Source organism: Paracoccus sp. MC1862, assembly GCF_016617715.1.
In the GTDB taxonomy this organism is placed as follows: domain Bacteria; phylum Pseudomonadota; class Alphaproteobacteria; order Rhodobacterales; family Rhodobacteraceae; genus Paracoccus.
The window spans coordinates 295,103-317,329 of sequence record NZ_CP067225.1 but is presented as its reverse complement, the minus strand read 5'-3'; the positions used below and the strand labels follow the sequence as shown (position 1 = coordinate 317,329).

Sequence of the window (22,227 nt, the reverse complement as noted above, 5' to 3'; positions counted from 1 at the left end):
CCCAACCCTGGAGCGCGACAATGACGCAGATGATGCAGAACGCAGACATGCTCGGCGCTGCGACAGCCGTGACCGCAACCAGCCTGGCTTTCAAGGCCGAGGGGCCGGAAGGCGGCTACCAGATCCTGCCGCAGCTCGACGACAACCTGTCGTCCTATACGCTGGTCTATGACATCCGGGTTCCGGACGACCAGCCCGGCGATTTCGGCGGGCTGTTCCAGACCGACGGGGTCAATGCCTCGGACGCCGACCTGTTCCTGACCCGGACGGGTCCCGGGGTCTTCGGGATCGGGATCTCGGGCCAGTACGAGGGCGAGGTGCGCGCCGGAGAATGGGCGCGCGTCGCCTTTGCCGTGACCGGGCTTGGCGACGGCAGCAGCCGGATCGACAAATATGTAGATGGCGCCCTGGTGGGCACGCAGACCGGGCAGACCGGGCGGTTCACCATCTCGGCGGAAAAGGGCTTCATGATCCTTGCCGACGAGAGCAACGAGACCTTCAGCGGCGAGCTGGCGAGCTTCTCGCTGCTGGACCGGGTCCTCGATGCGTCGGAGGTCGCGGCGCTGGGTGGCCACGTTCCGGGCGGTGCCATTGGAAGCGCCCCCGCCGGTGATCGGCTGTTCGAGTTCGACTTCGCCGGCGGCTCGCAGATCGAGCGCGGCACCGGGCAGGCGAGCGCGGGCGAGGCCGAGATCGTTGCCCGCAGCTTCAAGGCCGTGGGCGTCACCGACGCGCTGAACCACCTGCTGCTGACAAGCGGCGAGACCATCGCGATCGACGTCGCCGGCCATTTCTTCGGCGAGAACCTGACCTTCAGCTTTGCCAACAGCGACAACACCGCCGTGGATGCAAGGCTCGTGGACGGCAAGCTGGTGGTGGACACCAAGACGCTGGGCTTCACCGACCTGCGGGTGACGGCCACTGACGACCTCGGCAACAGCTTCACCGACCTGTTCCGGGTCCGGGTCGCGGGCGAGAACGCCTATACGGTCGCGGTGCTGCCCGACACCCAGAACTATACCGAGGAGCACACGCATATCTTCGGCGACATGACCCGATTCCTGGCCGACAACAAGGACACGATGAACGTCCAGTTCGTCGCCCATGTGGGCGACATCACCGGCTCGAACCTTCCCGATCAGTGGCAGATCGCATCCGACGCCTATGAGGCGCTTGAGGCCGCCGGCATCAAGTATTCGCTTCTGCCCCGCAACCACGACCAGGCCGCCGGGGGAAGCGCAAACGACCACAGCTCGAACCTCGACGCGTTCTTCGGCATGGATCGCTATTTCGCCGACTCGGCGGCCGAGGCGCATGACGTCTATGATGGCGAGCCGGACAGCGCCAGGAACAACTACAAGACCTTCACCGCGCCGGATGGCACCAGGTGGATCTCGCTCAACATGGAGTTCGGGCCGCGCGACGACGTGCTGCGATGGGCCGACGAGGTGCTGACCGAGTTCTCGGACCACCGGGCGATGGTCTCGACCCACCATTACACCAATTTCGGCGACATCGCCGGGCCGCAATCCGGGCCGCTATATACCGAAGGCACCGGCAAGGACTATGGCATGGGCGGTGATCCGCAGGGCGTCAACGACGGCCGGGACATCTGGGACAGCCTGATCTCGAAGCATGGCAACGTCAGCTTCGTGTTCTCGGGCCATGTCTTCGGCGACGGCGCCGAGACCATCGTCCGCTATGGCGCGCAGGGGAACAAGGTGTTCCAGATGTTCGTCAACTATCAGAACGGCGTGTCGCCCATCATCCAGACCGCGGGCGACCCGGACGAGGACGGCCGGGGCGGCAACGGCGCCATGCGCCTGCTGGTGATCGACCCCGACAACGACTCCGTGCACACGGAAACCTACTATACCGAACTCGACACCTTCATGACCGCATCGCGCGGCGATCCGGTGCCATCGCGCGACGGAAGCGGCACCATCGCGGTGCCCGACCGCGAGATCCAGCCGGTGGACTTCGGCACCACGGACGGCCTTGGGGCCCCGCCGATCCCCGGCGACGATGGCAGCGCGCGGGCGATCCGCCTGCCGCAGCTCGACCCGGACAACGGCCTCAAGGTCGTCCCCGGCTTTGATCCTGCCGGGGGCGGCGCCACTTACCAGAATTATACGCTGGTCTGGGACATGTTCATTCCCAGCGGAATCGGGCTCAGCTCGATCCTGCAGACCGACCTTGAAAACCTGTCGGACGGCGACCTCTGGATACAGGGGGGGTCCGAGGGCCTGATCGGCGGCGACGGGCAGGACGATGGCCCCTTTGCGCTGGACGCCTGGAGCCGCGTCGCCGTCGTGTTCGAGCGGGTGCCGGGCGAGGACCCCGCATGGCGCGCCGACAAATATGTCAACGGCGTTCTGATGGGCTCGCAGGTGTTCGAAGGCGACCGCCGCATCATCAACAAGGACGGGTTCCTTCTGTTCGGCGACGACTCGCTGGAGGTGCCCGACGGCTGGCTGCTGTCGTCCTTCGCGATGGTCGAAACGGCGATGACCGGCGCCGAGGTCGCGGGTTTGGGCGGGGTGGATGCGGACGGCCCGTTCACGGCCCTGCCCGCGGGCGTGAACGGCGTGCAGTTCGACTTCTCGAACGGGGACTTCGTCCCGACCCTCGGCACCGGCAGCATGGGCCAGGAGATCGGCGGCAGCACCGGGGTCGCGCTGACGGGGCGCTTCCTCGAGCATCAGGAAAGCTTCGAGGGCATCGACCTTGGCGGGGTGGCGACGCAGTTCCGCGCCGATGCGGGCGAGGACGTGGTGGTCAACCTCGACGAGACGGACAGCGTGACGCTGGACGGCTCGGGCGTGGTGGACAAGCTCGGGCAGATCGTTTCGGCGGTCTGGACCGACTCGAACGGGGTCGTCGTCGCCGATGCGCTGACCGCCTCGATCGCTGCCCGACCCGGCCATGAGCGCTATAACCTGACGGTGACAGATGCCGAGGGCGTCACCTCGAGCGATTCGATGATGGCGGTCGGGATCGACCAAGACACGCTTCTGTTCGAGGACTTCAACGACGGCGATCTGGATGGCTGGACCGCGGCCGCGGGGGACTGGCAGGCCACCGGGGCGGCGAACTCGGCCGGCGGCGTTGCGCAGGCCTACCTGCGCAACCTCAGCGACGAGCCGGGCCTGATCCTTTACAACGGGGCGGGCGCGGCAGGCTGGAGGAACTACACCGTCCGGGCCACCATCGAGAACGAGGGAACGGCAGCGATGGGTCTGGTCGCCAATGCCCGCGGCGACTCGATGTACCGGCTTGAGTTCGACACCGCGGCCCATGAGATCCGTCTCGCACGGATCATCGACGGCGAACGGGAAGTCCTCGCCACCGAGACGAGATCGGCGCCGTTCGACATGCGCTTCGACGCCGAGCTTTCGGTCAGCCGGGGCCAGATGACCGCCGCGGTGGATGGCGATCTGCTGTTCGGCGGCACGGTGTTCGACGACCATCCGCTGCGGCGAGGAACCGTCGGCGTGTTCCACGAGGGGACGACGCCACGCGCGGTCATCGACGACATCGAAGTGCGCCGCGGAGGCTTCATCGCCGATGCGGGCGATGCGCGCCGGGTGATCGATTTCGACGGCGATGGAACCGTCGAGGTGGACCTGACCGCAGCGTCCGGCCGCGGCAAATCCAGGTGGTATGAAGACGGCGAACTTCTCGCCAAGGGTGCCCGCGCTACCGTCGATCTGGAGGTGGGGTCGCATCTGGTCGAACTGGTGCAGACGCGGGCCGGCGCGACCGACCGCGACACTGCGATGATCGAGATCGTTGCTGCCGACGACCTGCTGCTGGCCGAGGACTTCGGGTCCGGCAACGACGGCTGGCGCTTCGTGGACGAAGGCGAACTCGGCGATCCCGCTGCCTGGTCGATCGTGGACGGCGCGCTGACCCAGGCTGCAGACCGCTACAGCCGCCAGCTGATGGGGTCGGGGGACACCGCGCCCAACTCCTACTGGGGCCTGAACTGGAGCCCGCTGGGCGATGGCCATCACGTGCTGCGCAAAGGCACTTATGCCCTCTGGGACGATCCGGCGGCGGCGGACTGGTCGGACTATTCGGTCGAGTTCGACTTCTCGGCGCCCTCCGGCGGCGCTGTGGGTCTGGTGTTCGCCTATGCCGATGCGCAGAACCACATGAAGCTCGAGCTTGATCGCGAAGGCGGCACCTCGCAGCTGGTCAGCGTCGCCGAGGGGATCGAGGAGATCGCGTGGCAGGCGCCGGTGAACTATCATCCGGACGAAACCAACCGCCTGCGCCTCGACTTCGAGGACGGTACGATCTCGGCCTGGGTCAACGGTACCGCGCTGTTCGACCCGATCCGCACCGACACCCCGGACGCCGGCACCTTCGGCCTCTACAACTGGGGAGCGCCCGGCACGAGCTATGATGACCTTGTTGTCGTCTCTCTGGCCGATGACGCCAGAGCCGCTGACATCTGGGCGATCTGAGGGGCGTTGTTGCGGAACTCGAGATGAGGCCGAATCGAGAGGACCGCCATGATCCGGGTGCAGGCGGGGATCTCCTTCGCGCTCTCCGAGGCCAAGGGCCAGGGGCATTGCGGGCTGCCGCGGACAGATCTGGCAGGGCTCGCGGAAAAGCTGCTGGAGGTGCCGGTCGAGCTCATCGCGCGTGCGATGGCTCTGGAACTGGCCGAGGGCACGGTCACGGCGGATGGGGTGGGCGATACGGACTGCGTGTTCCTGACCGGGCTTCACCAGGCCGAGCGCGGCATCGCCGCGCATCTCAAGCGCCTCGCGAGCGGCGCGCTGCCGTGGCCGGAGATCGATGCCGCGCGCGCCCTGCCGTGGATCGAGCAGGCGACGGGCCTCACGCTCGCCGCCAGCCAGGCCGGGGCCGTTCGCCTGGCGCTGCGCTCCAAGGTGCTGGTGATCACCGGCGGACCCGGCGTCGGCAAGACCACCCTGGTCAATGCCATCCTGCGCATCCTTGCGGCCAAGGGCACCCGTCTGCTGCTCTGCGCCCCCACCGGGAGGGCGGCCAAGCGCATGACGGAGGCCATGGGCGTGGAGGCCCGCACCATCCACCGGCGGCTGCTCGAGTCCGATCCCGCGACCGCCGGCTTCAAGCGCAGCGACGAGAACCCGCTCGCCTGCGATCTGCTGGTCATCGACGAAAGCTCGATGGTGGATGTCCCCCTCATGCAGTCGCTGCTGAAGGCGGTGCCGGGCGCGGCCGCGCTGCTGATCGTGGGCGACATCGACCAGCTGCCCTCGGTCGGGCCCGGTCAGGTGCTGGCCGATATCATCGGCTCCGGCGCGGTGCCGGTGGTGCGGCTGACCGAGGTGTTCCGCCAAGCCGCGCAGAGCCGCATCATCACCAGCGCCCACCGGATCAACGAGGTGCGGCTGCCGGACCTCTCGGCGCCCGAGGGTGAAACGGACTTCTGCTTCGTGCGGGCGGAGGAGCCCGAACAGGCGGGGGCGCGCATTGTCGAACTGGTGCGCCACCGTATCCCGCGCCGCTTCGGGTTGGACCCCATCCGCGACATCCAGGTGCTCTGCCCGATGAACCGCGGCGGCGTGGGCGCGCGGGCGCTCAACATCGAACTGCAGGCGGCCCTCAATGGGGCGGGTGCCCCCAAGGTCGAGCGGTTCGGCTGGACCTTCGCGCCGGGCGACAAGGTCATGCAGGTCGAGAACGACTACGACAAGGAGGTCTGGAACGGCGACATCGGCCGGATCGAGGCGGTCGATCCCGAAGAGGGCGAAGTGACGATCGACTTTGAGGGGCGTTCGGTCGTCTTCGGCCTCGGTGAGCTCGACACCGTCGTGCCGGCCTGTGCGGCCACGATCCACAAGGCGCAGGGGTCGGAATATCCGGCGGTGGTGATCCCGGTGATGACCCAGCACTACGCCATGCTGCAGCGCAACCTGCTTTATACCGGCGTCACCCGCGGCAGGAAGCTGGTCGTGCTGGTGGGCCAGAGGAAGGCCATCGCCATTGCCGTGAGAAATGTCGCGGGACGGCGGCGCTGGACGAAGTTCGCTGAATGGCTCGCCGCGGCGTAGGGTCCGGGTTCGCCTCAGACGCACAATACCATCCACGGCAACCAGGCGATGGCCGGTTGTGGTAACGCGCAAGGTGCTGTTCATATTGTCGGCAGGCTGGATTCAGCGGAGCCGGGATGAGCAGCGGGAATGCCGAAGTCGTCAGCGCCCGGGGGATCGTCAAGGCATTTCCCTCCGTGGGCGGGCCGGTGGCGGTCCTCAACGGGGTCGATCTGGCGTTGCGCCTGGGCGAAAGCCTCGCTGTGACAGGCGAGTCGGGCAGCGGCAAGAGCACGCTGCTGCACCTGATTGCCGGGCTCGACGTGGCGGATGGGGGTGCGCTGACGGTCTTGGGGACCGACCTGCGCGCGGCTGACGACCGCGCCCGCGCGGCGCTGCGTCGGGACCGGGTCGGGATGGTTTTCCAGCAGTTCAACCTGATCCCGTCCTTGACGGTCGCCGCGAACCTGGCCTTTCAGGCTCGCCTGGCAAAACGTCACGATCCGGCGCGCGTGACCGCGCTGGCCGAGGCGCTGGGGCTGTCGGGCCTGATGGGGCGCTACCCGGAACAGCTGTCGGGCGGGCAGCAGCAGCGGGTTGCGATCGGGCGGGCGCTGGCCGGGCAGCCGCCGCTGGTGCTGGCGGACGAGCCGACCGGCAATCTGGACGAGGCGACCGGCGATGCGGTGGCCGCACTGATGCTGTCGCTGGTCCGCGGGCAGGGCACGACGCTGGTGCTGGTCACCCATTCGCTGCGGCTGGCGGGATTGTGCGACCGCCGTGTCCATCTCAGCGCCGGACGCCTCGCGTGATCGGGCGGGCGCGCCTCGTGCTCTTGGCGCTGCTGTCGCACTGGCGCCGGCGGCCGTTGCAGCTTGCCATGCTGCTGGCGGGCATCATGCTGGCGACGGCGCTGTGGTCGGGCGTGCAGGCGGTGAACGCCGAGGCGCGGGCGAGCTATGCCGAGGCTGCCGACCAGTTCGGCACCGGCGCACTGGACCGGCTGGAGCCGGGACCGGGCACGGTCCTGACGACCGCCGACCATGTGGCGCTGCGGCGCGCGGGCTGGATCGTCTCGCCGCTAGTCGAGGGGAGGCTGCGTGCGGGCGAGGGCCGCGTCGCTGTGCTGGGGATCGAGCCGGCGACGCGGGTGGCGCTCGGGCCGGCCCAGGGCGCAGAGATCGGGGCGGGCGACCTGCTGGGTTTCATCACCCCGCCGGGCCTTGGCTATGCGGATGAGGCGACCATTCGGGAACTGGAGGGCGCCGACCTCGGCGGCCTGACCGTCGCGCAGCGTGAAGGCCTGCCGCCGGACACGCTGGTGGTGGATGTGGGGATCGCGCAACGGCTGCTCGGGCTTGGCGACCGGCTTTCGGCGCTGGTCGTCGCGCCGGACCAGCCCCAAGGGCTGCCGCCGCTGGAAAAGATCGCGCCGCATCTGCTGCTAAAGTCGCCGCAGGACCGCGCCGATCCGGCGGCACTGACGGCGAGCTTCCATCTCAACCTCACGGCCTTTGCGCTCTTGTCCTTCATCGTGGGCCTGTTCATCACCCAATCCGCCGTGGGCCTGGCCTTCGAGCAGCGCCGCCAGGTGGTCCGCACATTGCGCGCGCTCGGGGTGCCGCTGGCCGAGGTGCTGGGGGTGATGGCGGCGGAGTTGGCGATCCTGGCCCTGGTCGCGGGGCTTGCGGGCATCCTGTTGGGATGGGCCGTGGCGGCGGCGCTGATGCCGGGGGTGGCGGCGACGCTGTCGGGGCTCTACGGGGCCGAGGTGTCCGGTGCGCTCGCCCTGCGACCCGGATGGATGCTGTCGGGCTTGGGCATGGCGCTGGCCGGCGCCGGCTTGGCAGGCGCGCGCGGGTTGCTGCGGACTGCGCGGATGCCGCTGCTGGCGGCGGGGCAGGCCCGGCCTTGGGCCTTGGCCGCGGCGCGCGGGTTGCGGCGGCAGATGGTGGCGGTGGGAGCGCTGGTGCTGGCGCTGCCGCTCTGCCTCGCTTGGGGCGGGCTGGTCGGGGGCTTTGCCGCGCTGGCCTGCGGGCTTCTGGCGGCGGCGCTGCTGCTGCCGGTGGTGCTGGACGCGGCGCTGCGCTGGCTTTCGGGACGCACCCGCGGCGTGCTGGCGCAATGGTTCGTCGCCGACACGCGCCAGCAGCTCGGCGGGCTGTCGCTGGCCCTGATGGCGCTGATGCTGGCGCTGGCCGCGAACATCGGCGTGGGCACGATGGTCGGCAGCTTCCGCAGCACCTTCACCGGCTGGCTGGACCAGCGCCTCGTGGCCGAGCTTTACGTCAACGCCCGCAACGAGCCCGAGGCCGCCGCCATCCGCGACTGGCTGGCCCCGCAGGTGGACGCCATCCTGCCGATCTGGAGCATGGAAGTCCCACTGCGGGGCCAGCCCGGCCGCGTCTTCGGCGTCGTCGATCACGCGACCTATCGCCAGCACTGGCCGATCCTGCGCGCGCGACCGGGCGCCTGGGACGAGGTGGCCCGAGGGACGGCGGTGCTGGTGAACGAACAGCTTTACCGGCGCGCGGGCCTCGCCTTGGGCGACAGCCTCGACCTGCCCGGCGGCGCGCTGCCGGTGGCGGGAGTTTATTCCGATTACGGCAACCCCAGCCCGCAGGCGATCCTCGGGCAGGGCAGCTTCATGCGCCGCTTCCCCGATGCGCCGCGCCTCAACCAGGCGGTTCGTGTGGCCCCGGAGCGCGCGGCGGCGCTGGCCGAGGCGCTGCGGGAACGCTTCGACCTGCCCGACAGCGCCGTGACCGACCAGCGGCAGGTCAAGGCAGTGTCGCTGCGGATCTTCGAGCGGACCTTTGCCGTCACCGCCGCCCTGAACGTCCTGACTCTGGGCGTGGCGGGGATCGCGCTGCTGACAGGGCTGCTGACTCTGGCCTCGATGCGGCTGCCGCAGCTGGCCCCGGTCTGGGCCGCAGGCTTGACGCGGCGGCGGCTGGCGCGGCTGGAACTGGCGCGGACGCTGGCGCTGGCGGCGGCGACGGCGGTCTATGCGGTGCCGGTGGGCCTGGGTCTCGCCTGGATGCTTCTGGCCGTCATCAACGTCGAGGCCTTCGGCTGGCAGTTGCCGATGCGCCTGTCGCCCGAGCTGATCGCGCGCCTCGGCCTCGCGGCGCTGGCGACAGCACTTGCGGCGGGCGCGCTGCCGGCGCTGCGCCTGGCCCGCATCACGCCCGCGCAACTCTTGAGGGTCTTCGCCGATGAACGCTAGCCGATGGCTCATCCTGCTGATCCTCGGCACCCTGCCCGCCTGGGGGCAGGAGCAGGGCTTCGCCGGCCTCGGAATCAATGTCGAGGGCTTTGCCCTGCCCGATCCCACCCGCGAACTTGCCTTTCCGCAGGACCACGGCGCGCATGAGGATTTCCGCATCGAATGGTGGTACCTGACTGCCAACCTGCGCGACGCGGACGGTCGCGACTACGGGGCGCAATGGACGCTGTTCCGCTCGGCCCTGTCGCCCGACGGGACCGGCAAGGGCTGGTCGGTCCCGCAGGTCTGGATGGCCCATGCCGCCGTGACTATGCCGGACAGCCATCACCTCGCCGAGCGCTTCGGCCGCGGCGGCATCGGCCAGGCGGGCGTGACCGCCCAGCCCTTCGCGGCCTGGATCGACGACTGGTCCATGCGCGCGCCCGAGGGCGCCGGAGGCATCGACCGGCTGACGATCAAGGCGCGGGGCAGCGACTTCGCCTATGCGCTGGAAGCCGTGGCGGACGGCCCGCTCGTCCTGCACGGGCAGGGCGGCTATTCGGTCAAGGGGCCGGGCGGGCAGGCGAGCCACTATTACAGCCAGCCCTTCTATCGCGTGACGGGTAGCCTGATGCTGCCCGAGGGCAATGTGGAGGTCACCGGCCTTGCATGGCTGGACCGCGAGTGGTCCTCGCAGCCCCTCGACCGCAGTCAGAGCGGCTGGGACTGGTTCGCCTTCCATCTCGACGATGGCCGCAAGCTGATGGTGGCCCGCGTCCGGGGGGCCGAGCCATACCTCTTCGGCAGCCTGATCGAGGCGGATGGCCGCGTGCGGACATTAGGTGGCAATGACATCGCCCTGCGCCCCGGCCGGGGGACGCCGCCGGTGTCCTGGTCCGTGGACCTGCCCGGCGAGGAGCTGGCGCTGGTGGTCGAGGCGGTCAATCCGCAGAGCCGCATGACAACCTCGGTACCCTATTGGGAAGGCCCAGTCAGGGTCGGCGGCACCGTCACCGGGCGCGGCTACCTGGAAATGACAGGATATCCCCCGGAGTGACAGTCCCAAGGCAGTATGCCGGCAACTGGCGTCCTCCGGCTCGGCGCTACAGAAGCATGGCGGTGCCCAGAATGAATCTGTCCAAAATCAGGGCCGCCAGGCTGAAGTGCCTCATGATGGAACCAGCAGCGGAGACGCGCTTCTTCTGTGATTGCTGTCCCCAGTGCAAGAAGCCTTTTTCCTTCTTGAGCGTGTGATCGCGTGCGGTCTTCTGCAAGGCATTTCATGCGGCATCTTCAGAAGCCGCTGGCCGGTACGGTGATCTGCGGGTCAGGTCCAAATCCAACTTTCGAGTTGCGAACTCTTGCGCGTTCCACTGGTTGTGACCCACAATCTCGACTGCCAGGCTCCACGACAGCCAGGTCTGGGACGGACTGCTGCACGGCGAGGAGACGTCGGTCTGGGCTGACAAAGGCTATGTCAGCGCCATCCCGAGGCTGCGTTCAAGGCGCCAGGCAGGGTCTGGGGTATAATGCGCAAGGCCTTGAAAGACGGCAAGCTGCATCCCCTTGACGAACGGATCAACCGCCTCCTCGCCATGGTGCGGGCCAAGGTCGAGCGCCCGTCTCGAGTGATCAAGCGCCAGTTCGGCCACGTGAAGACCCACTACCGCAGCCTCGCCAAGAACCGCATCCAACCTTTGACGCTGTTCGCGCTCGGCAACCTGTTTCTGTTGCGAAGGAGGCTGAAGGCATAAGGACGAGGCTGTCCAAGAATCAAAAAAATTCCGCCATGGCGGCGTGAAAGCCCGGAAATCAGTCAGAACTGTGAAGTCGCGCAGGCGGTCTGACTGTCAGGGAGCCAACTCGGCGCAGCCGGTTCAGTTCATCAGACGTTCCTACAAATTTCCATCACCAACTTTCAGCGGCTCCACCGGCGTTTCCGCCTGCTCCTTATCGCCAGCTGCGCCACAGCCACGCCGCGACATCGCCAAGATCGCCGGCGCGGGCAAGGAGATGCTCCCGTTCCAACGCGGGTGGCGCATGCTTGCGGTCGAGCCGTTCCAACATGCGGCTCAGTCGCCGGCGATGGATGCCTGTCCAAAGCTGAATCGGATCGGCCAGCAAGCCCGCAAAAGTGGTCACAAGCGAGGCGGCTCCGGTCAGAAACAGACCAGCGAAGAAAAGCTCGGCCGTGGAAAGTTCGGTCGGGAACGCCCCGTACCACATCCGCCCGATCCAGCTGCCCAAGGCGAAATCCTCGATGGCCTGCGCCTGTGCCCTCAGATGCGCCACCGGTCCCGCTAGAGAGATGACCCCGGGGGTGACGCGATGGAAGATGAGCAACCCGGCAAGCACCACGATCAGCGAGGTCGTGATCTCGGCAACCGCGTTACGCGTCTCGGCATAGCTGGAGATTGCGGCATCGATTTCATCGTCCGAGGCAGCCGGCGAAATCCCTCTCTGGTCGAGTTGAGCGAAGAAGCCCCTCAGATTGGATTCCAACTGGCGCGACAGATCCGAGGTCAGGAATATCCTTCGCGTCGCCAGCCATCGCCCAAGCCATCGCAAGCGACAAAGATCCGCGAGCCGAGCGCTCAGTTTGATCAGCAGGAACATGGGCGACAGCATCACGTTGACAGGCGCCCGCACCATGTCCCAAGGCAGGGCTGCCCGGTGCAGGGTCAACGTTCCCTTCACGCCGTATGTGGCGCGTACGAACCGGCGAATCTCCGCGTCCCGCGGCTTGTCAGTCGAGTTGTGCTGCATGGACGCGTGCGACCTCATCAGGCTGGCCCGTCAATTATGTATGTCCATCCGGCAGGGGATCAAAGGCGTGCGGTTACAGGGAAGCGAGCGAGCACTTCCTCGATCCCAGACAGGTTCACGGCTGGTTCAAGCTGGTCGCTCTGCTTGCTGATCGGTTTTGATGCTGTTGCAGCCGACCACGGCGGCTGGTTGGTAAGGTCGTAGACGCTCGACATGACCTTTGCATGGTCGCGGGGACCAACAGCGGCATGGTGGTGACGGAGGTCGAACAGGACATTGCAAGACTGCAGGCCGTCAGTCAGCTGCAGGCGGCGCAGCGGCGTAGGCGCAGAAGATTTAGGCGTGAGTTGAAATAATGACGCAATGATCTGAAGAACAATAATCTAGATTTTTTACAATGAACATTTCAGGGGCAGCCACATCATCAGAGGCAAGGTACGGATAATAACTGAAAAGAAGGCATCCGCACCTTGTAGGCGATTACAAATTCATTCTGCGAACACTCCGCGAGCGTTTTAAGCATTGAATTATCTTTTATCGGATTTTGTAACCGAGCTGTCCTGTGCCATCATTCCTTTATCCGTTGATCCTCGACGGCATTCGCTTCTCAAGAGGTAAATGGGTTACCAGCATGGCCATAAATCACAAAAAAGGCTCGAACTTGGCCGACTATCTGGTGGGGTCGCCGGGCCGCGACCTCATTCTCGGTCTCGGCGGCGCCGACAGTCTGCTGGGTGACGGGGACGTCAGCAGGGACGATGGCGAGAAGGCCGATCTGCGTGGCGCCACAGATGCCCTGCACGGCGGGCAGGGCAACGACATGCTTTGGGGCGACGGCCGCGTCATGGGGGGCGGATACAGCGCCGTAGCAACGATCAACGGCGGCAATGACCTCCTGCATGGTGGTGCCGGAGAGGACACGCTCTACGGCGATGGAACCACCGGCACCCGGGAATATGCACGCAGTTCGGGTATCCGCAGCGTTCGTGACATCCTTCATGCTGGCTCTGGCAATGACGTGCTTTTTGGAGACGGCCATGCAATGGCAGGCCCTGTCAGCGAGCGCGCCTGGATGATTGGCGGTGCCGACAGCCTGTTTGCTTGGGACGGCAATGACCTCCTCTATGGAGACGGTATCGCCTCGGGGACTATTTCCACCAGCGGCTACAGGACCGGCGGCAGCGACCTCCTGGACGGCGGCAAGGGCCAGGACACTCTCTATGGGGACGGCATCATCTCTGCGGGCAGTTTCGGCGACGGAGAGATGACGGGAGGCAGGGACAGCCTGCATGGCGGCGCAGGCGACGATGTCCTTTATGGCGATGGCGGGATCGGGACCTTCAGATCCTTCGCGAAGCTCATTGGCGGAGATGACAGGATCCGGGGCGGCAGCGGCAACGACCTCATGGTGGGTAACGGCTGGGCCAATGGCGGAGGGGTCGTGATCGAAGGAGGCAACGACCTTCTCGATGCCGGATCGGGCAATGACACGATCCGTGGAGACGGAGAGTTGAGCGCGGCACCGGGCCACAACCTCGGCACCGGCAATCTGGCGGGAGGCAATGACACGATCATCGCAGGATCGGGCGCGGATTCCGTGCTCGGTGACGGGAGCATGGATACCAATGGCTATTCGACCCTTGTCGGCGGGTCTGGACCGCATCGAGGGCGGCAGCGGAGATGATACGCTCCACGGCGATGGAATGATCTACGGTGGAGAAACGGCCTCTCTCGCCGGCGGGAATGACAGGATCCTCGGCGGCGACGGCGATGACGTGATCTACGGTGACGGAACGGTCAGAAGTGGCAACCCGGACTATCCATGGGGTGCGGCCGAACTAATCGGTGGGGATGACAGGATCATAGGTGGCCGCGGCGATGACATTCTCTGGGGTGACGGCGAGGCCACAGCCGGCAGGGAGGTGGTTCTCACCAGGGGAGCAGACACCTTTGTCTTCAGGGCTAATGGCGGGCGCGACCAGATCATGGACTTCCGCAGCGAGGACGTCGACGCCATCCAGTTCGCGATGCCGAAGCTGAAGTGGTCCGATCTCGACACCAACCGCAACGGAAGGCTCGACGACGCCGACCGCTTCATCTCCCTCCAAGAGGGCGGTACCCGCATCGACTATGGCGCGGCCTCCCGTTCGAGCCATCAGGGCGAGGACGTGGTGACGGTGGTCGATGTCACAGATCTTGCAGCATCGAGCTTCCTGTTCGTCTGAAACGGCGACGAGGCGTCTTGGCAGGAAGCAAGAAAAGCATTGAGTGCTGACTGGCAGTCGGCACTCAATGAGCTCTGTCCGCAGGAGTCGCGGGTGGAGTCCGCGGGTACACGCGCCTCGTCACGAAACGGAAGGACGGCACCCATGGGATCGAGAGCTGGATGATTGACGGGGCGCAGCACGCTTGGTCCGGAGGACACCCGAGCGGCTCCCACACCGATCCGCGCGGACCCGATGCCGCCACGGCCATGGTGCGCTTCTTTCTCCATGGCGCATCGGACCTGCCGGAGGCGTGAGGATCGCAGCCATTCCCCCGGGTGTTGTCCGGGGGAATGTGGGACCGGCACAGAGAGGCTGGCACAGCATGGGCCGCTGGCACTACAGGGATAAGGAAGAGCGAGGATCAACGTAGAAGACGTGATCGTCAATCAGCCGAACTCGGGCCATTCTCGGCGCCCATGGGGGCGATACGGCCGTGGTGTGGTAGTGATCAGCACCCTTGAGTTCAGGCATGGGGCCTTCAAGCAAGGCATGGGCGGCGAAGCGCACCGCCTTCTCCCACGCCTTCATGTCGTCGATCGGCGGGTAATCATAGCGTGAGGTCAGGAAGCTGAACTGCGTTGGGACAACGTTGTCGCAGGCCGTGCCGCCCCAACGGTGCGGGACTGCAACGCGCTGAAGGATCACCGAAGCGACAGCGCGCTGGCCGAAGTCCTCCTGATCACGTGCCTCATGATAGATCGCCACGGCGATGCAGGAGAGATCGCTCGCATTGCGTAGAGAGGCCGGTGGCAGGGGGATACTTGCGCCCTCCAGGATTTGCTCGGGCATGGCAGGACGAGGGAGCGGGCGAGACACGATAACCCTGAGGGGACGCGGCACAGGAGCAGGGGCGGCCTCAAGCGTCAGATCCGGAGGCGTGGGTACAGGGCTGGGCTGCCTGAGTGCAGTGGCCGAGGATGTGAAGCGATCCAGCGAGATCAGGGGCTGCGCATCCATGACTGCGAGACGTGTGAGGTCGAACGATGTTGGGAATCGGTGCGCCTTGGTGGAGGAAGGCGGCTGCCGGTCATGGGTCTCAGCGACATGAGCACGAACCAGGGTGTCTGAGTGCCACGTGGCAACGAGGGCGATGGTCGTGGCGAGAAGCGCTCGGATCATCGGGCTACTCCTTCGATCAGTTCAGAAACCGCGCCTGCCACGAAACTGTTCCGCGATCAGCCGCGCTTTCGACGTGGCTGTTGGCTCAGCCGATCAGGGTGCATCAATGATGACTCGGCGCCAGAGAGTGCCCAGTCTTCTGTGGATGACTGATCCGGTCCATGCCTGCCGAGAGGGGTAAGGGACGATGACGGTTTCTACCTAACCCTTGAAGGGCTGCAACGGCCTGTGGATCTGCTGGGTGACGCCGGGCTGGTGAAGGAACTGACCGCACATCTGGGCTATGAGGGGGGCCGAGGCACCGCTTGGACGGGCGACCCACCGCGGCAAGGATGATGTCCGAAGGCGTCGTCACCCCGGGGATAAAAGCAAGCCCGCATCCTCGGCGTCCCGACCACCACGGGATCATGGCCGGGGTCGAGTCCGCAGGCCGCACCAGCTGCGCCACGCGTTGGCCAGCCCCGCTGGGGTGGTCCCTTTCCGATCTTGGTGCATGACGGGTCCTGGCGCCATGCTCCGGGTGGCGAAGGCGGTCCCTGCGGGACCTCGGGAGCGGGGGGCCGCTCGCCCGGGGAGGAATGCGGGCGCTTTGTGGTGCAAGGGCGGCGCCACGCCGCGAGGACGATCTTCGCCGCGGCGAGGCTGCAGAGGATGTCGCCGGTGAGCCGCTCGTCGCGCAGCTTGGCGGTGAAGCTCTCGCAGCGGCCCGTCGTCGGGCACACAGTCCCCCGGACCGTTTCCTGATCCTCCTCCCTCCCCGGGGGATCCAGGCTCGACAGAGGCCGTTCCGGCGCCGGCCGCGGCGATCCGGTCGCGCAGCGCGGTGGCCACGAACGCCGGGCCGTTGTCCGGCCGGACAGGGCCGGGCACGCCGCGGAGGAGGAACCGGTCCGGCAGCACGTCGATGACAGCCGGCGCGTTCGGCTTGCGGCTGAGCCGGAGCGCCAGGGATTCCCGGGCGAACCCGCCGATCAGGTCGCGCATGCGGAACTTCCCGCCGTCATGGGTCCGGGCCGCGACGAAGTCGCAAGACCGGACGTGGTCTGGACGCGCTGGCCGCAGACGGAGGCACGATCCGTCGTCGCGCCGGAGCCGCGCCTTCCCCGGTTGCGGCGCAGGCGCCGTCAGCCCCTCCCGCCGCCGTCGACGCAGGCCTCGCCCCCGCGCCGCGCGTCACGTTCCCCGTCCGGCCGGCATGCCCGAGCAGGGCCGGGATCCGCCGCTGGCCGCAGCGCCCCTGCCGGGCGGCAAGCGCAACGATGCCGGCAGTCAGCGCCTCTTCATCGGCCCGTCCGCGCGGCACCTTCCGGCTCGGGTCGAGCGAGGCGGGCCGGGCACGCGGCAGGCGAGGCGCGCCGAGACACGGAACTCCTGCCGGACCTGCCCGATGCAGGCACGGCGACGCGCGGGGCCTGGAAGTTGCCCGAGGCGTTCGGCCACAGGCCTCACCACGCAGGATCAGCTTCTCCGGCGTCAGGCCGGAGACGGCCTTCCGCAGCCGCCCGTTCTCCTTCTCCCGCTCCTTCAGGCGTTTGACCCGATCGCCCTGCAGCCCGCCGAACTCCTTGCGCCACCGGGAGCAGGTCAACTGCGTCACGCCGATCGAGCGCACCGCCCCGGCCACCGACCGGCCCCGCGACACCAACACGCCGACCTGCCGGAGCCTGGCCACGATCTCCTCGGGTTCGTGCTTCTTCCGCGACATTCCGCCGGCCTCCATCCGGCTCGAAAGCCTGCTTCAGGGAGGACCACTTTCCAGGGGGCGGACCAGTTCCTGCGGAAGGCGCCGGACGCTCGCGCTACCTGATGGCGCCACGTCTGGCGCGCTTGCCTCAAATCCACCCGAAGACGACCAATCTCAAACCCGCAGACTCTCGATATGACCGAGGCACCAACGGGGCGCAGGTCAACGCGAGTACCTCCCGGCGATCAAGATCCACGTCACGATCGTCGGAAGATTCCGAATTCAGACTCTTATTACGCATGGGAGATTCCTTTCATGCCGATCATAAAAGGACAAGCTGAGGGGTCTTTCTGCCTCAATGCCGTCGAAATGGTCCAGCATATAACGATCGGATCGCGTGGCCGCAGTCTCCCTCTGACAGAGGCAGATTCACTCTCCAAGTGCCTTCAAACCGAGCATGCGGCCCAGCAGTATCTTGGGTCGGATACTATGAGCCATCCCGGGTCTGCCGAAAATGATTGGCGGCGTGAGTCAGCGCTGCCACCAGCACCTCACGTTACCGGGGGATCGACAATGCTGTCCTTGATAAGGGGGCATTTGAACTCAGCGATGTCGGTGTCGTCCCCCGGGCAGTAGGGCAGCACGCGGGCGGTCGTCGGCGGCCGCAGCCAGGCCGAGGCGCTGGCGACGCCGTCTGCCAGCCGCGCCTCGGGCAGGGTCAGGTGCTCGGACCAGAGGCTCATCCGCGTCTGCTGGGCGAAGCTGCGGGTCGCCGCCGTCACCGGCACGCGGTCGTCGAAGACGAAGGCGTTCAGCTCTGAGTCGTGTTCCCAGCCGCGGCGGTTGCAGTTCGCCGAGCCGATCACCGCCAGCTCGTCGTCGAACACCCAGGCCTTGGCGTGGACATAGGTGTGGCGGCCGAAGGTCGGGCGGAACACCTTGCGCTTGGTCGAGCATGGCGGCGCCACCGGCGGGACCGGCGGCGTGACCAGCTGGAAGATGCGGACCTTGGCGGCAAGGTCCGGCGTCAGGCCGCGGGTCAGGACGGTGACGAACTCGCGCCGGTAGGTCCAGATGCAGGGGGTGTCGCCGTTGACGTCCGAAGCGGCGATCACGATCGTCAGATGGGCAATCCGCGGCAGCGCGCGGGCGGCCTCGAGGTTCAGCAGGTACTGGTCCTCCATGTAGATGAAGCGGCGCGCGTTGGCGATCCCGGCCAGCAGCATCGCGCGGATGTCCCGCTCGCGCGGCAAGCCCGAGCCGCAGCGCGGGTTGAACGTGCGCCCGACCAGGCCGAGCAGGTTTCGCCCGTGCTGCTGATGCCGGGCGGCAGCGGCCGGGTCAGGGGCGCGGGCACCGCCGCGCGGCGGCCGCGCAGGGGCGCGCGCGCCTCGATCCGGCGGCTGCCGGGGTGATGGTCCCAGCGGGTGATGAAGGTGCCCAGCAGGTCGAAGGCGGCCGGTCCCTCGACCCGGCAGTGGACGTCGTGCAGGGGACTTCCGCCGCCCCCGCTCATGCTTTCCACGTTCGGCGGGTTGCCGGGCCAGTCGTCCGGCCAGACCGCCCCGCCGGCCTCGGGGATCGCCCCGTCCCAGACCTCCGTCTCGTCCTCGCGGGCGAGGATCGTGCCGCGGCCCACCGGCACGGGCGGACAGGTGATGGTCGAGGGCAGGATCCGGTCGGGGTTGACGTCCAGCCCGCCGGTGAAGCCCACCAGTCCCCGGCCGTCGCCCACGACCAGCAGCTTCTGGTGGTGCGCGCCGCTCCGCAGCGTTTCGCCGTCGATGATCGCGCCGCCGCCGGGAAGCGCGTTGATGCGGTCCGCCGAGGCCTGCGTCTGGCGCCGCTGGGTCAGGTAGATGATGGGGGCCTCCCAGAAGACGGCGCGGACCTGCACCCCGCGCGCGGCGGCGTCGGCCAGCAGGACGCGCAGCTTGCTGCTGGCATCGCAGGTTATCATCGGAAAGTCGTCCACGCAGATCCAGCCGAGCAGGTAGATGAACGCCTCGCCGCCGCTCGCCCCGCGGATCGCGTCCACCATCGCCGGATAGCCGGCGAGCGCGGGCGCGCCGGGATTCTCGGCATCGACCAGGTGGCGCACGGCATTGCCGCTGCGGATCGTGGCGCGGGGACCGATGACGCGGGAAAGGATCGGCCCCCAGCGCGGCGGATCGAGGTCCGAGCGGAAGGGTGGCACAGGCGGAACCGGCGGCGTCGGTTCGGGGCGGGGGCCGATTTTCGGGAAGGCGAAGGGCGCCACGACCTCGACCCGGCGGCTGCTGGCGGGATCGGCCAGCGGCTCGGTTTCGCCGCGGCTGCTTGGGGTGAAGACGAAGCTGAAGGGCCGGCCTCCCGCCCGCCGCCGCAGGCTTGCCTCGATGGCCGCGGCCACCGCTTCGGCCCGCCGCTGGCCCAGCGCGAGGTTGTCGGCCTCGCTGCCGACCGGGTCGGTATGGCCGATCAGCGAAAGGCCGTCCATCGGCGTCGGACTGTCAAGGCTCGCCAGCAGGCAGGCCGCGATGGCGTCGATGCGCGGCTGGTGGATCGGCGGCACGCCTGGCTGGCCGAAGGCGAAGCGGTCCAGCACCTGCCGTTGAGGAAGACCCGCGCAGGCGGCGCGGTCCCCGGCCAGTGCCGCCGCGCCGCCCCCATCCTCCAGCGCCGCGCGCAGGGCGGCCATCGTGCGCGGCCCGGCCACGCCGTCCGCCGCCAGCCCCTGCGCCGCCTGGAAGCCGCGCACGGCCTCGCACGTGGCCCGTCCTGCCACACCATTCTCGGCGAGACCGGCATTGCCGACGCGGTTCAGCGCTGCCTGCAACCAGCGGATGGTGCTGGCGCCTGCAGCGCCATGCGGGGGCGCAAGCTCGGGCTGGGCCACGGTCTCGACATCGGCAGGCCCCGCCTCGGCCGTTCCGGCCAGTGGACCCGCCCAGGAAAGCTGCTGCTGTTCCATCATCGCCTCCCCCTCACGCCGTGCCGGCGGGCAGTTCGAAATGCATGAAATCCTTGCTGCTGGACCAGCTGTCGCCCCAGCGCAGGCCCGCGGCCATCAGCGCCCCGACCAGCGCGGGGTCCAGCGTGCAGAAGCCGCGGCGGGCATAGCCCTCCAGCCGGGTGCGGGTATCGTGGTCGGCAAGCGCCCGTGCGACGGCCCGGTCGGTCTGCGCTGCCTGCCATTCCGGGGTGAAGCCGCGCTGGAACTGCGCGCTGAGGTCGCGCAGCCGCACGGGATCGGTTTCGCGCCGCAGGTCGGCGCCGGTCACCGCCTGGATCACCAGGAAATCGGCCGCCTGCTTCACATGGGGGTTCGCCCGCGGGTTCAGGTCCACAGCACGCCCCAGCCCGTGAAAGCTGAGCCGTCGCGTGCCCGCGATGAACCGCACGTTGAGGCAGCCGAAGCTGGTGACCGGCGGATCGAGGCTGCGGCCCGCCAGCGCCGCCTCGGCCGCCGCCAGCGGTGCGGCAAGGTCGCGGTGCCCGTCCTGCCGCCGCCCGAAGAAGGTCAGCCGGGTCATGTTCCGGGCAAGGTATCCCGCCGCATCGCCCACGCCCCGCGCGGAAAAGGCCGGGACGAAGCCCAGATAGGTGTCGAAGCTATTGTTGAAGTAGCCATGCGTGCGGGGGTTGGCGTCCCATTGGGCGCGGGCAGCCCCCGCGTCGGGCGGTGGCACCGGCGAAGGCGCAGGAGAGCCCCCCTGCGGCCGGTCGGGAGTGCGACGGTTCTGCCGATGCTCCAGCTCCTGCCCGGGGCGAGGGGGAGGCGGATGAGGGGAAGGAGGCGGCGAGGGACGGCGCGCGGGCTCCTGCGGCGGGCGGCGCGCGGGCGCAGCCAGCGCCGCCATCGCCTCCATCAGCGCCAACACCCGGTCGCGGTAGATCCCCGCCCCATAGGCGCGGCTGCCGCTGATCCGCTGACCCATCGTGGCGATCGCCCCGTTCGGCGGGCGGCCTTTGGCCGGTGGCAGCGCGTTCAGCGCCTCGGCCGAACGCGCTATGTGCTGATAGCCGCGCGGCCCGGCGTGAAAGCGCAGGCCCAGCGCCAGCGTGTCGGGCAGCGCGAACCACCGCTCCCATTGGTCGTTGGTGCTGATAGTGCAGGCTTGGTCCGCCGACATCCCGGACCAGGCCTGCCGCAGCGCGAGGATCGCCGGGTCGCCGCCGTTATAGCCCTGCACGAACCCCACGTGCCGCAGATAGCTGGCCCGCCCGGTCGTCTGGATCACCGCCCGGCCGCGGAACTTGTGGAAATCGGTCTCGCAGATGAAGGCGGTGGCGGCCTCGCGCTCGTCGGTCGAAACCTGGTCTTGCGGGTAATAGTGCCCGTGCCACGCGCCGCCGAAGCCCCCGCCCTGCCCGGCAAGACGGTCGGCCCCGCCTAGGCTGCCATGGGCGCGGATATACAGCGGATCGTCGAACAGCGAGCCTGCGGTGCGCCCGCCGCTCAGATGGTTGTAGCTGGCCTTGAAATGGCCCGGATGCAGCTCGATCCGGTCGAAGAAATAGGCAAGGCCCCGGTGCGGGCCCCGCGCGTCGCTGCGCCCGGCCCCTCCCCTGCCGCTGGATTCCGTCCGCCCGGCAAAGTCGCCGTCCGTCTCGTTGAGGACGATGGCCATCAGCGCCGCGAAATCCAGCAGGCTGATGCGGTCCTGCCCGTAAGCCCGGGACAGCCGGTCCCAGAAGGCGTCGAAGCGGGCGCGGGGCGCGGCGCCGGTCGGCATCCTCAATGCGCCGCCCCGGCCGGGGCGGTTGAACGGCCCCTGCCCGGCCAGATTGCGGTTGAACCAGTCGGCAAAGCCTCCTTCGGCGGCAAACCACGCCTGCAACTCGGCGGCATTGCCGAACTCGCGCGAGGCGAGCAGGTCGATGCGCGGCTGGTCGAGGCCGCCGGCGGGCGCCGCCTGCTCGGCAATGTCAGGGAAGCGGCCTTCGTCGGATTCCCCCAAGGCCGCGCGCCGCCGGGTCGCCGGGGCGATGGCGGCCCCGGCATCCGCCAGCAGCCGCCAGCCATAGTGCCGGGGAATGTCGTTATGCGCCTGCGGCACGGCATCGGCTCGATAGCGGCGGGCGAGGCCAGGGTCCGAGGACGTCAGCGGCGCCAGCGCCCGCGCGACGGCCTGGCTGTGGGAGGCGGTGCCCTCGCCCGCGCGGTAA

Annotated in this window: 15 protein-coding genes and 1 pseudogene; 8 read left to right on the top strand and 8 right to left on the bottom strand. The window is 68.1% G+C overall.

The features are described from left to right. Positions 1-29: 29 nt before the first annotated feature. The 5 genes from JGR78_RS01585 to JGR78_RS01565 all read left to right on the top strand — a co-directional run bounded on the left by JGR78_RS01585 (position 30) and on the right by JGR78_RS01565 (position 10,297). On the top strand, positions 30-4,472 hold the full coding sequence (locus JGR78_RS01585) for a LamG-like jellyroll fold domain-containing protein (protein ID WP_200559401.1): 4,443 nt from the start codon (positions 30-32) through the stop codon (positions 4,470-4,472). A 48-nt stretch (positions 4,473-4,520) separates the two neighbouring features. Next, a complete protein-coding gene (locus tag JGR78_RS01580) occupies positions 4,521-6,053 on the top strand; it encodes an ATP-dependent RecD-like DNA helicase (RefSeq protein ID WP_200559400.1) in 1,533 nt (510 codons plus the stop codon). A 116-nt stretch (positions 6,054-6,169) separates the two neighbouring features. Next, complete coding sequence (locus JGR78_RS01575) at positions 6,170-6,844, top strand: ABC transporter ATP-binding protein (RefSeq protein ID WP_182805796.1); 675 nt, start codon at positions 6,170-6,172, stop codon at positions 6,842-6,844. Positions 6,845-6,912: 68 nt separating this feature from the next. Continuing rightward, on the top strand, positions 6,913-9,261 hold the full coding sequence (locus JGR78_RS01570; protein ID WP_182793745.1) for an ABC transporter permease: 2,349 nt from the start codon (positions 6,913-6,915) through the stop codon (positions 9,259-9,261). Next, complete coding sequence (locus JGR78_RS01565) at positions 9,251-10,297, top strand: lipocalin-like domain-containing protein (RefSeq protein ID WP_182793739.1); 1,047 nt, start codon at positions 9,251-9,253, stop codon at positions 10,295-10,297. The genes JGR78_RS01570 and JGR78_RS01565 overlap by 11 nt, the downstream gene beginning before the upstream one ends. 46 nt (positions 10,298-10,343) lie before the next feature. Here JGR78_RS01565 and JGR78_RS01560 read toward each other — a convergent pair whose 3' ends face one another. After that, entirely contained in the window at positions 10,344-10,514 is a 171-nt protein-coding gene (locus JGR78_RS01560) for a hypothetical protein (RefSeq protein ID WP_182793740.1), read from the bottom strand. A 255-nt stretch (positions 10,515-10,769) separates the two neighbouring features. On the opposite strand from JGR78_RS01560, the gene JGR78_RS01555 reads away from it, so the two are divergent. Next, positions 10,770-10,994, top strand: a complete 225-nt coding sequence (locus tag JGR78_RS01555) for a transposase (RefSeq protein ID WP_182793741.1) — start codon at positions 10,770-10,772, stop codon at positions 10,992-10,994. A 196-nt stretch (positions 10,995-11,190) separates the two neighbouring features. Here the strand turns inward: JGR78_RS01555 and JGR78_RS01550 are convergent, their stop codons facing one another. Further along, positions 11,191-12,006 (bottom strand): DUF6635 family protein, encoded by an 816-nt coding sequence (locus JGR78_RS01550; protein WP_182793742.1) that lies wholly within the window; start codon positions 12,004-12,006, stop codon positions 11,191-11,193. A gap of 59 nt (positions 12,007-12,065) precedes the next feature. After that, positions 12,066-12,221, bottom strand: coding sequence for a hypothetical protein (locus JGR78_RS01545; protein WP_182793743.1), 156 nt, complete (start codon positions 12,219-12,221; stop codon positions 12,066-12,068). A gap of 446 nt (positions 12,222-12,667) precedes the next feature. On the opposite strand from JGR78_RS01545, the gene JGR78_RS01540 reads away from it, so the two are divergent. Together JGR78_RS01540 and JGR78_RS01535 are read left to right on the top strand one after the other, a co-directional pair. Then, positions 12,668-13,690: a calcium-binding protein gene (locus JGR78_RS01540; protein WP_182805798.1), complete on the top strand. Its 1,023-nt coding sequence runs from the start codon at positions 12,668-12,670 to the stop codon at positions 13,688-13,690. Beyond that, positions 13,632-14,231: a hypothetical protein gene (locus JGR78_RS01535; RefSeq protein ID WP_182793895.1), complete on the top strand. Its 600-nt coding sequence runs from the start codon at positions 13,632-13,634 to the stop codon at positions 14,229-14,231. The genes JGR78_RS01540 and JGR78_RS01535 overlap by 59 nt, the downstream gene beginning before the upstream one ends. A gap of 378 nt (positions 14,232-14,609) precedes the next feature. Here the strand turns inward: JGR78_RS01535 and JGR78_RS01530 are convergent, their stop codons facing one another. The 5 genes and pseudogenes from JGR78_RS01530 to JGR78_RS01510 form a co-directional block, all read right to left on the bottom strand. Then, positions 14,610-15,392, bottom strand: a complete 783-nt coding sequence (locus JGR78_RS01530; RefSeq protein WP_182793894.1) for a cell wall hydrolase — start codon at positions 15,390-15,392, stop codon at positions 14,610-14,612. A 512-nt stretch (positions 15,393-15,904) separates the two neighbouring features. After that, positions 15,905-17,097 (bottom strand): annotated as a pseudogene (locus JGR78_RS01525) (integrase core domain-containing protein); the annotation flags it as partial. Positions 17,098-17,627: 530 nt separating this feature from the next. After that, on the bottom strand, positions 17,628-18,302 hold the full coding sequence (locus JGR78_RS01520; protein ID WP_182805663.1) for a phospholipase D-like domain-containing protein: 675 nt from the start codon (positions 18,300-18,302) through the stop codon (positions 17,628-17,630). Continuing rightward, positions 18,239-20,032, bottom strand: a complete 1,794-nt coding sequence (locus JGR78_RS01515; protein ID WP_200559399.1) for a peptidoglycan-binding protein — start codon at positions 20,030-20,032, stop codon at positions 18,239-18,241. The genes JGR78_RS01520 and JGR78_RS01515 overlap by 64 nt, the downstream gene beginning before the upstream one ends. Positions 20,033-20,042: 10 nt before the next feature. Beyond that, a complete protein-coding gene (locus JGR78_RS01510; protein ID WP_182805665.1) occupies positions 20,043-22,118 on the bottom strand; it encodes a M15 family metallopeptidase in 2,076 nt (691 codons plus the stop codon). Positions 22,119-22,227 lie beyond the last annotated feature (109 nt).

What these genes read in the sequence shown, in the direction of transcription:
- JGR78_RS01585 (WP_200559401.1), top strand. Translation starts at nt 30, where the DNA reads ATGATGCAGAACGCAGACATGCTCGGCGCTGCGACAGCCGTGACCGCA.
- JGR78_RS01580 (WP_200559400.1), top strand. Translation starts at nt 4,521, where the DNA reads ATGATCCGGGTGCAGGCGGGGATCTCCTTCGCGCTCTCCGAGGCCAAG.
- JGR78_RS01575 (WP_182805796.1), top strand. Translation starts at nt 6,170, where the DNA reads ATGAGCAGCGGGAATGCCGAAGTCGTCAGCGCCCGGGGGATCGTCAAG.
- JGR78_RS01570 (WP_182793745.1), top strand. Translation starts at nt 6,913, where the DNA reads ATGCTGCTGGCGGGCATCATGCTGGCGACGGCGCTGTGGTCGGGCGTG.
- JGR78_RS01565 (WP_182793739.1), top strand. Translation starts at nt 9,251, where the DNA reads ATGAACGCTAGCCGATGGCTCATCCTGCTGATCCTCGGCACCCTGCCC.
- JGR78_RS01555 (WP_182793741.1), top strand. Translation starts at nt 10,770, where the DNA reads ATGCGCAAGGCCTTGAAAGACGGCAAGCTGCATCCCCTTGACGAACGG.
- JGR78_RS01550 (WP_182793742.1), bottom strand. Translation starts at nt 12,006, where the DNA reads ATGCAGCACAACTCGACTGACAAGCCGCGGGACGCGGAGATTCGCCGG.
- JGR78_RS01545 (WP_182793743.1), bottom strand. Translation starts at nt 12,221, where the DNA reads ATGTCGAGCGTCTACGACCTTACCAACCAGCCGCCGTGGTCGGCTGCA.
- JGR78_RS01535 (WP_182793895.1), top strand. Translation starts at nt 13,632, where the DNA reads ATGGCTATTCGACCCTTGTCGGCGGGTCTGGACCGCATCGAGGGCGGC.
- JGR78_RS01530 (WP_182793894.1), bottom strand. Translation starts at nt 15,392, where the DNA reads ATGATCCGAGCGCTTCTCGCCACGACCATCGCCCTCGTTGCCACGTGG.
- JGR78_RS01520 (WP_182805663.1), bottom strand. Translation starts at nt 18,302, where the DNA reads ATGCTGCTGGCCGGGATCGCCAACGCGCGCCGCTTCATCTACATGGAG.
- JGR78_RS01515 (WP_200559399.1), bottom strand. Translation starts at nt 20,032, where the DNA reads ATGATGGAACAGCAGCAGCTTTCCTGGGCGGGTCCACTGGCCGGAACG.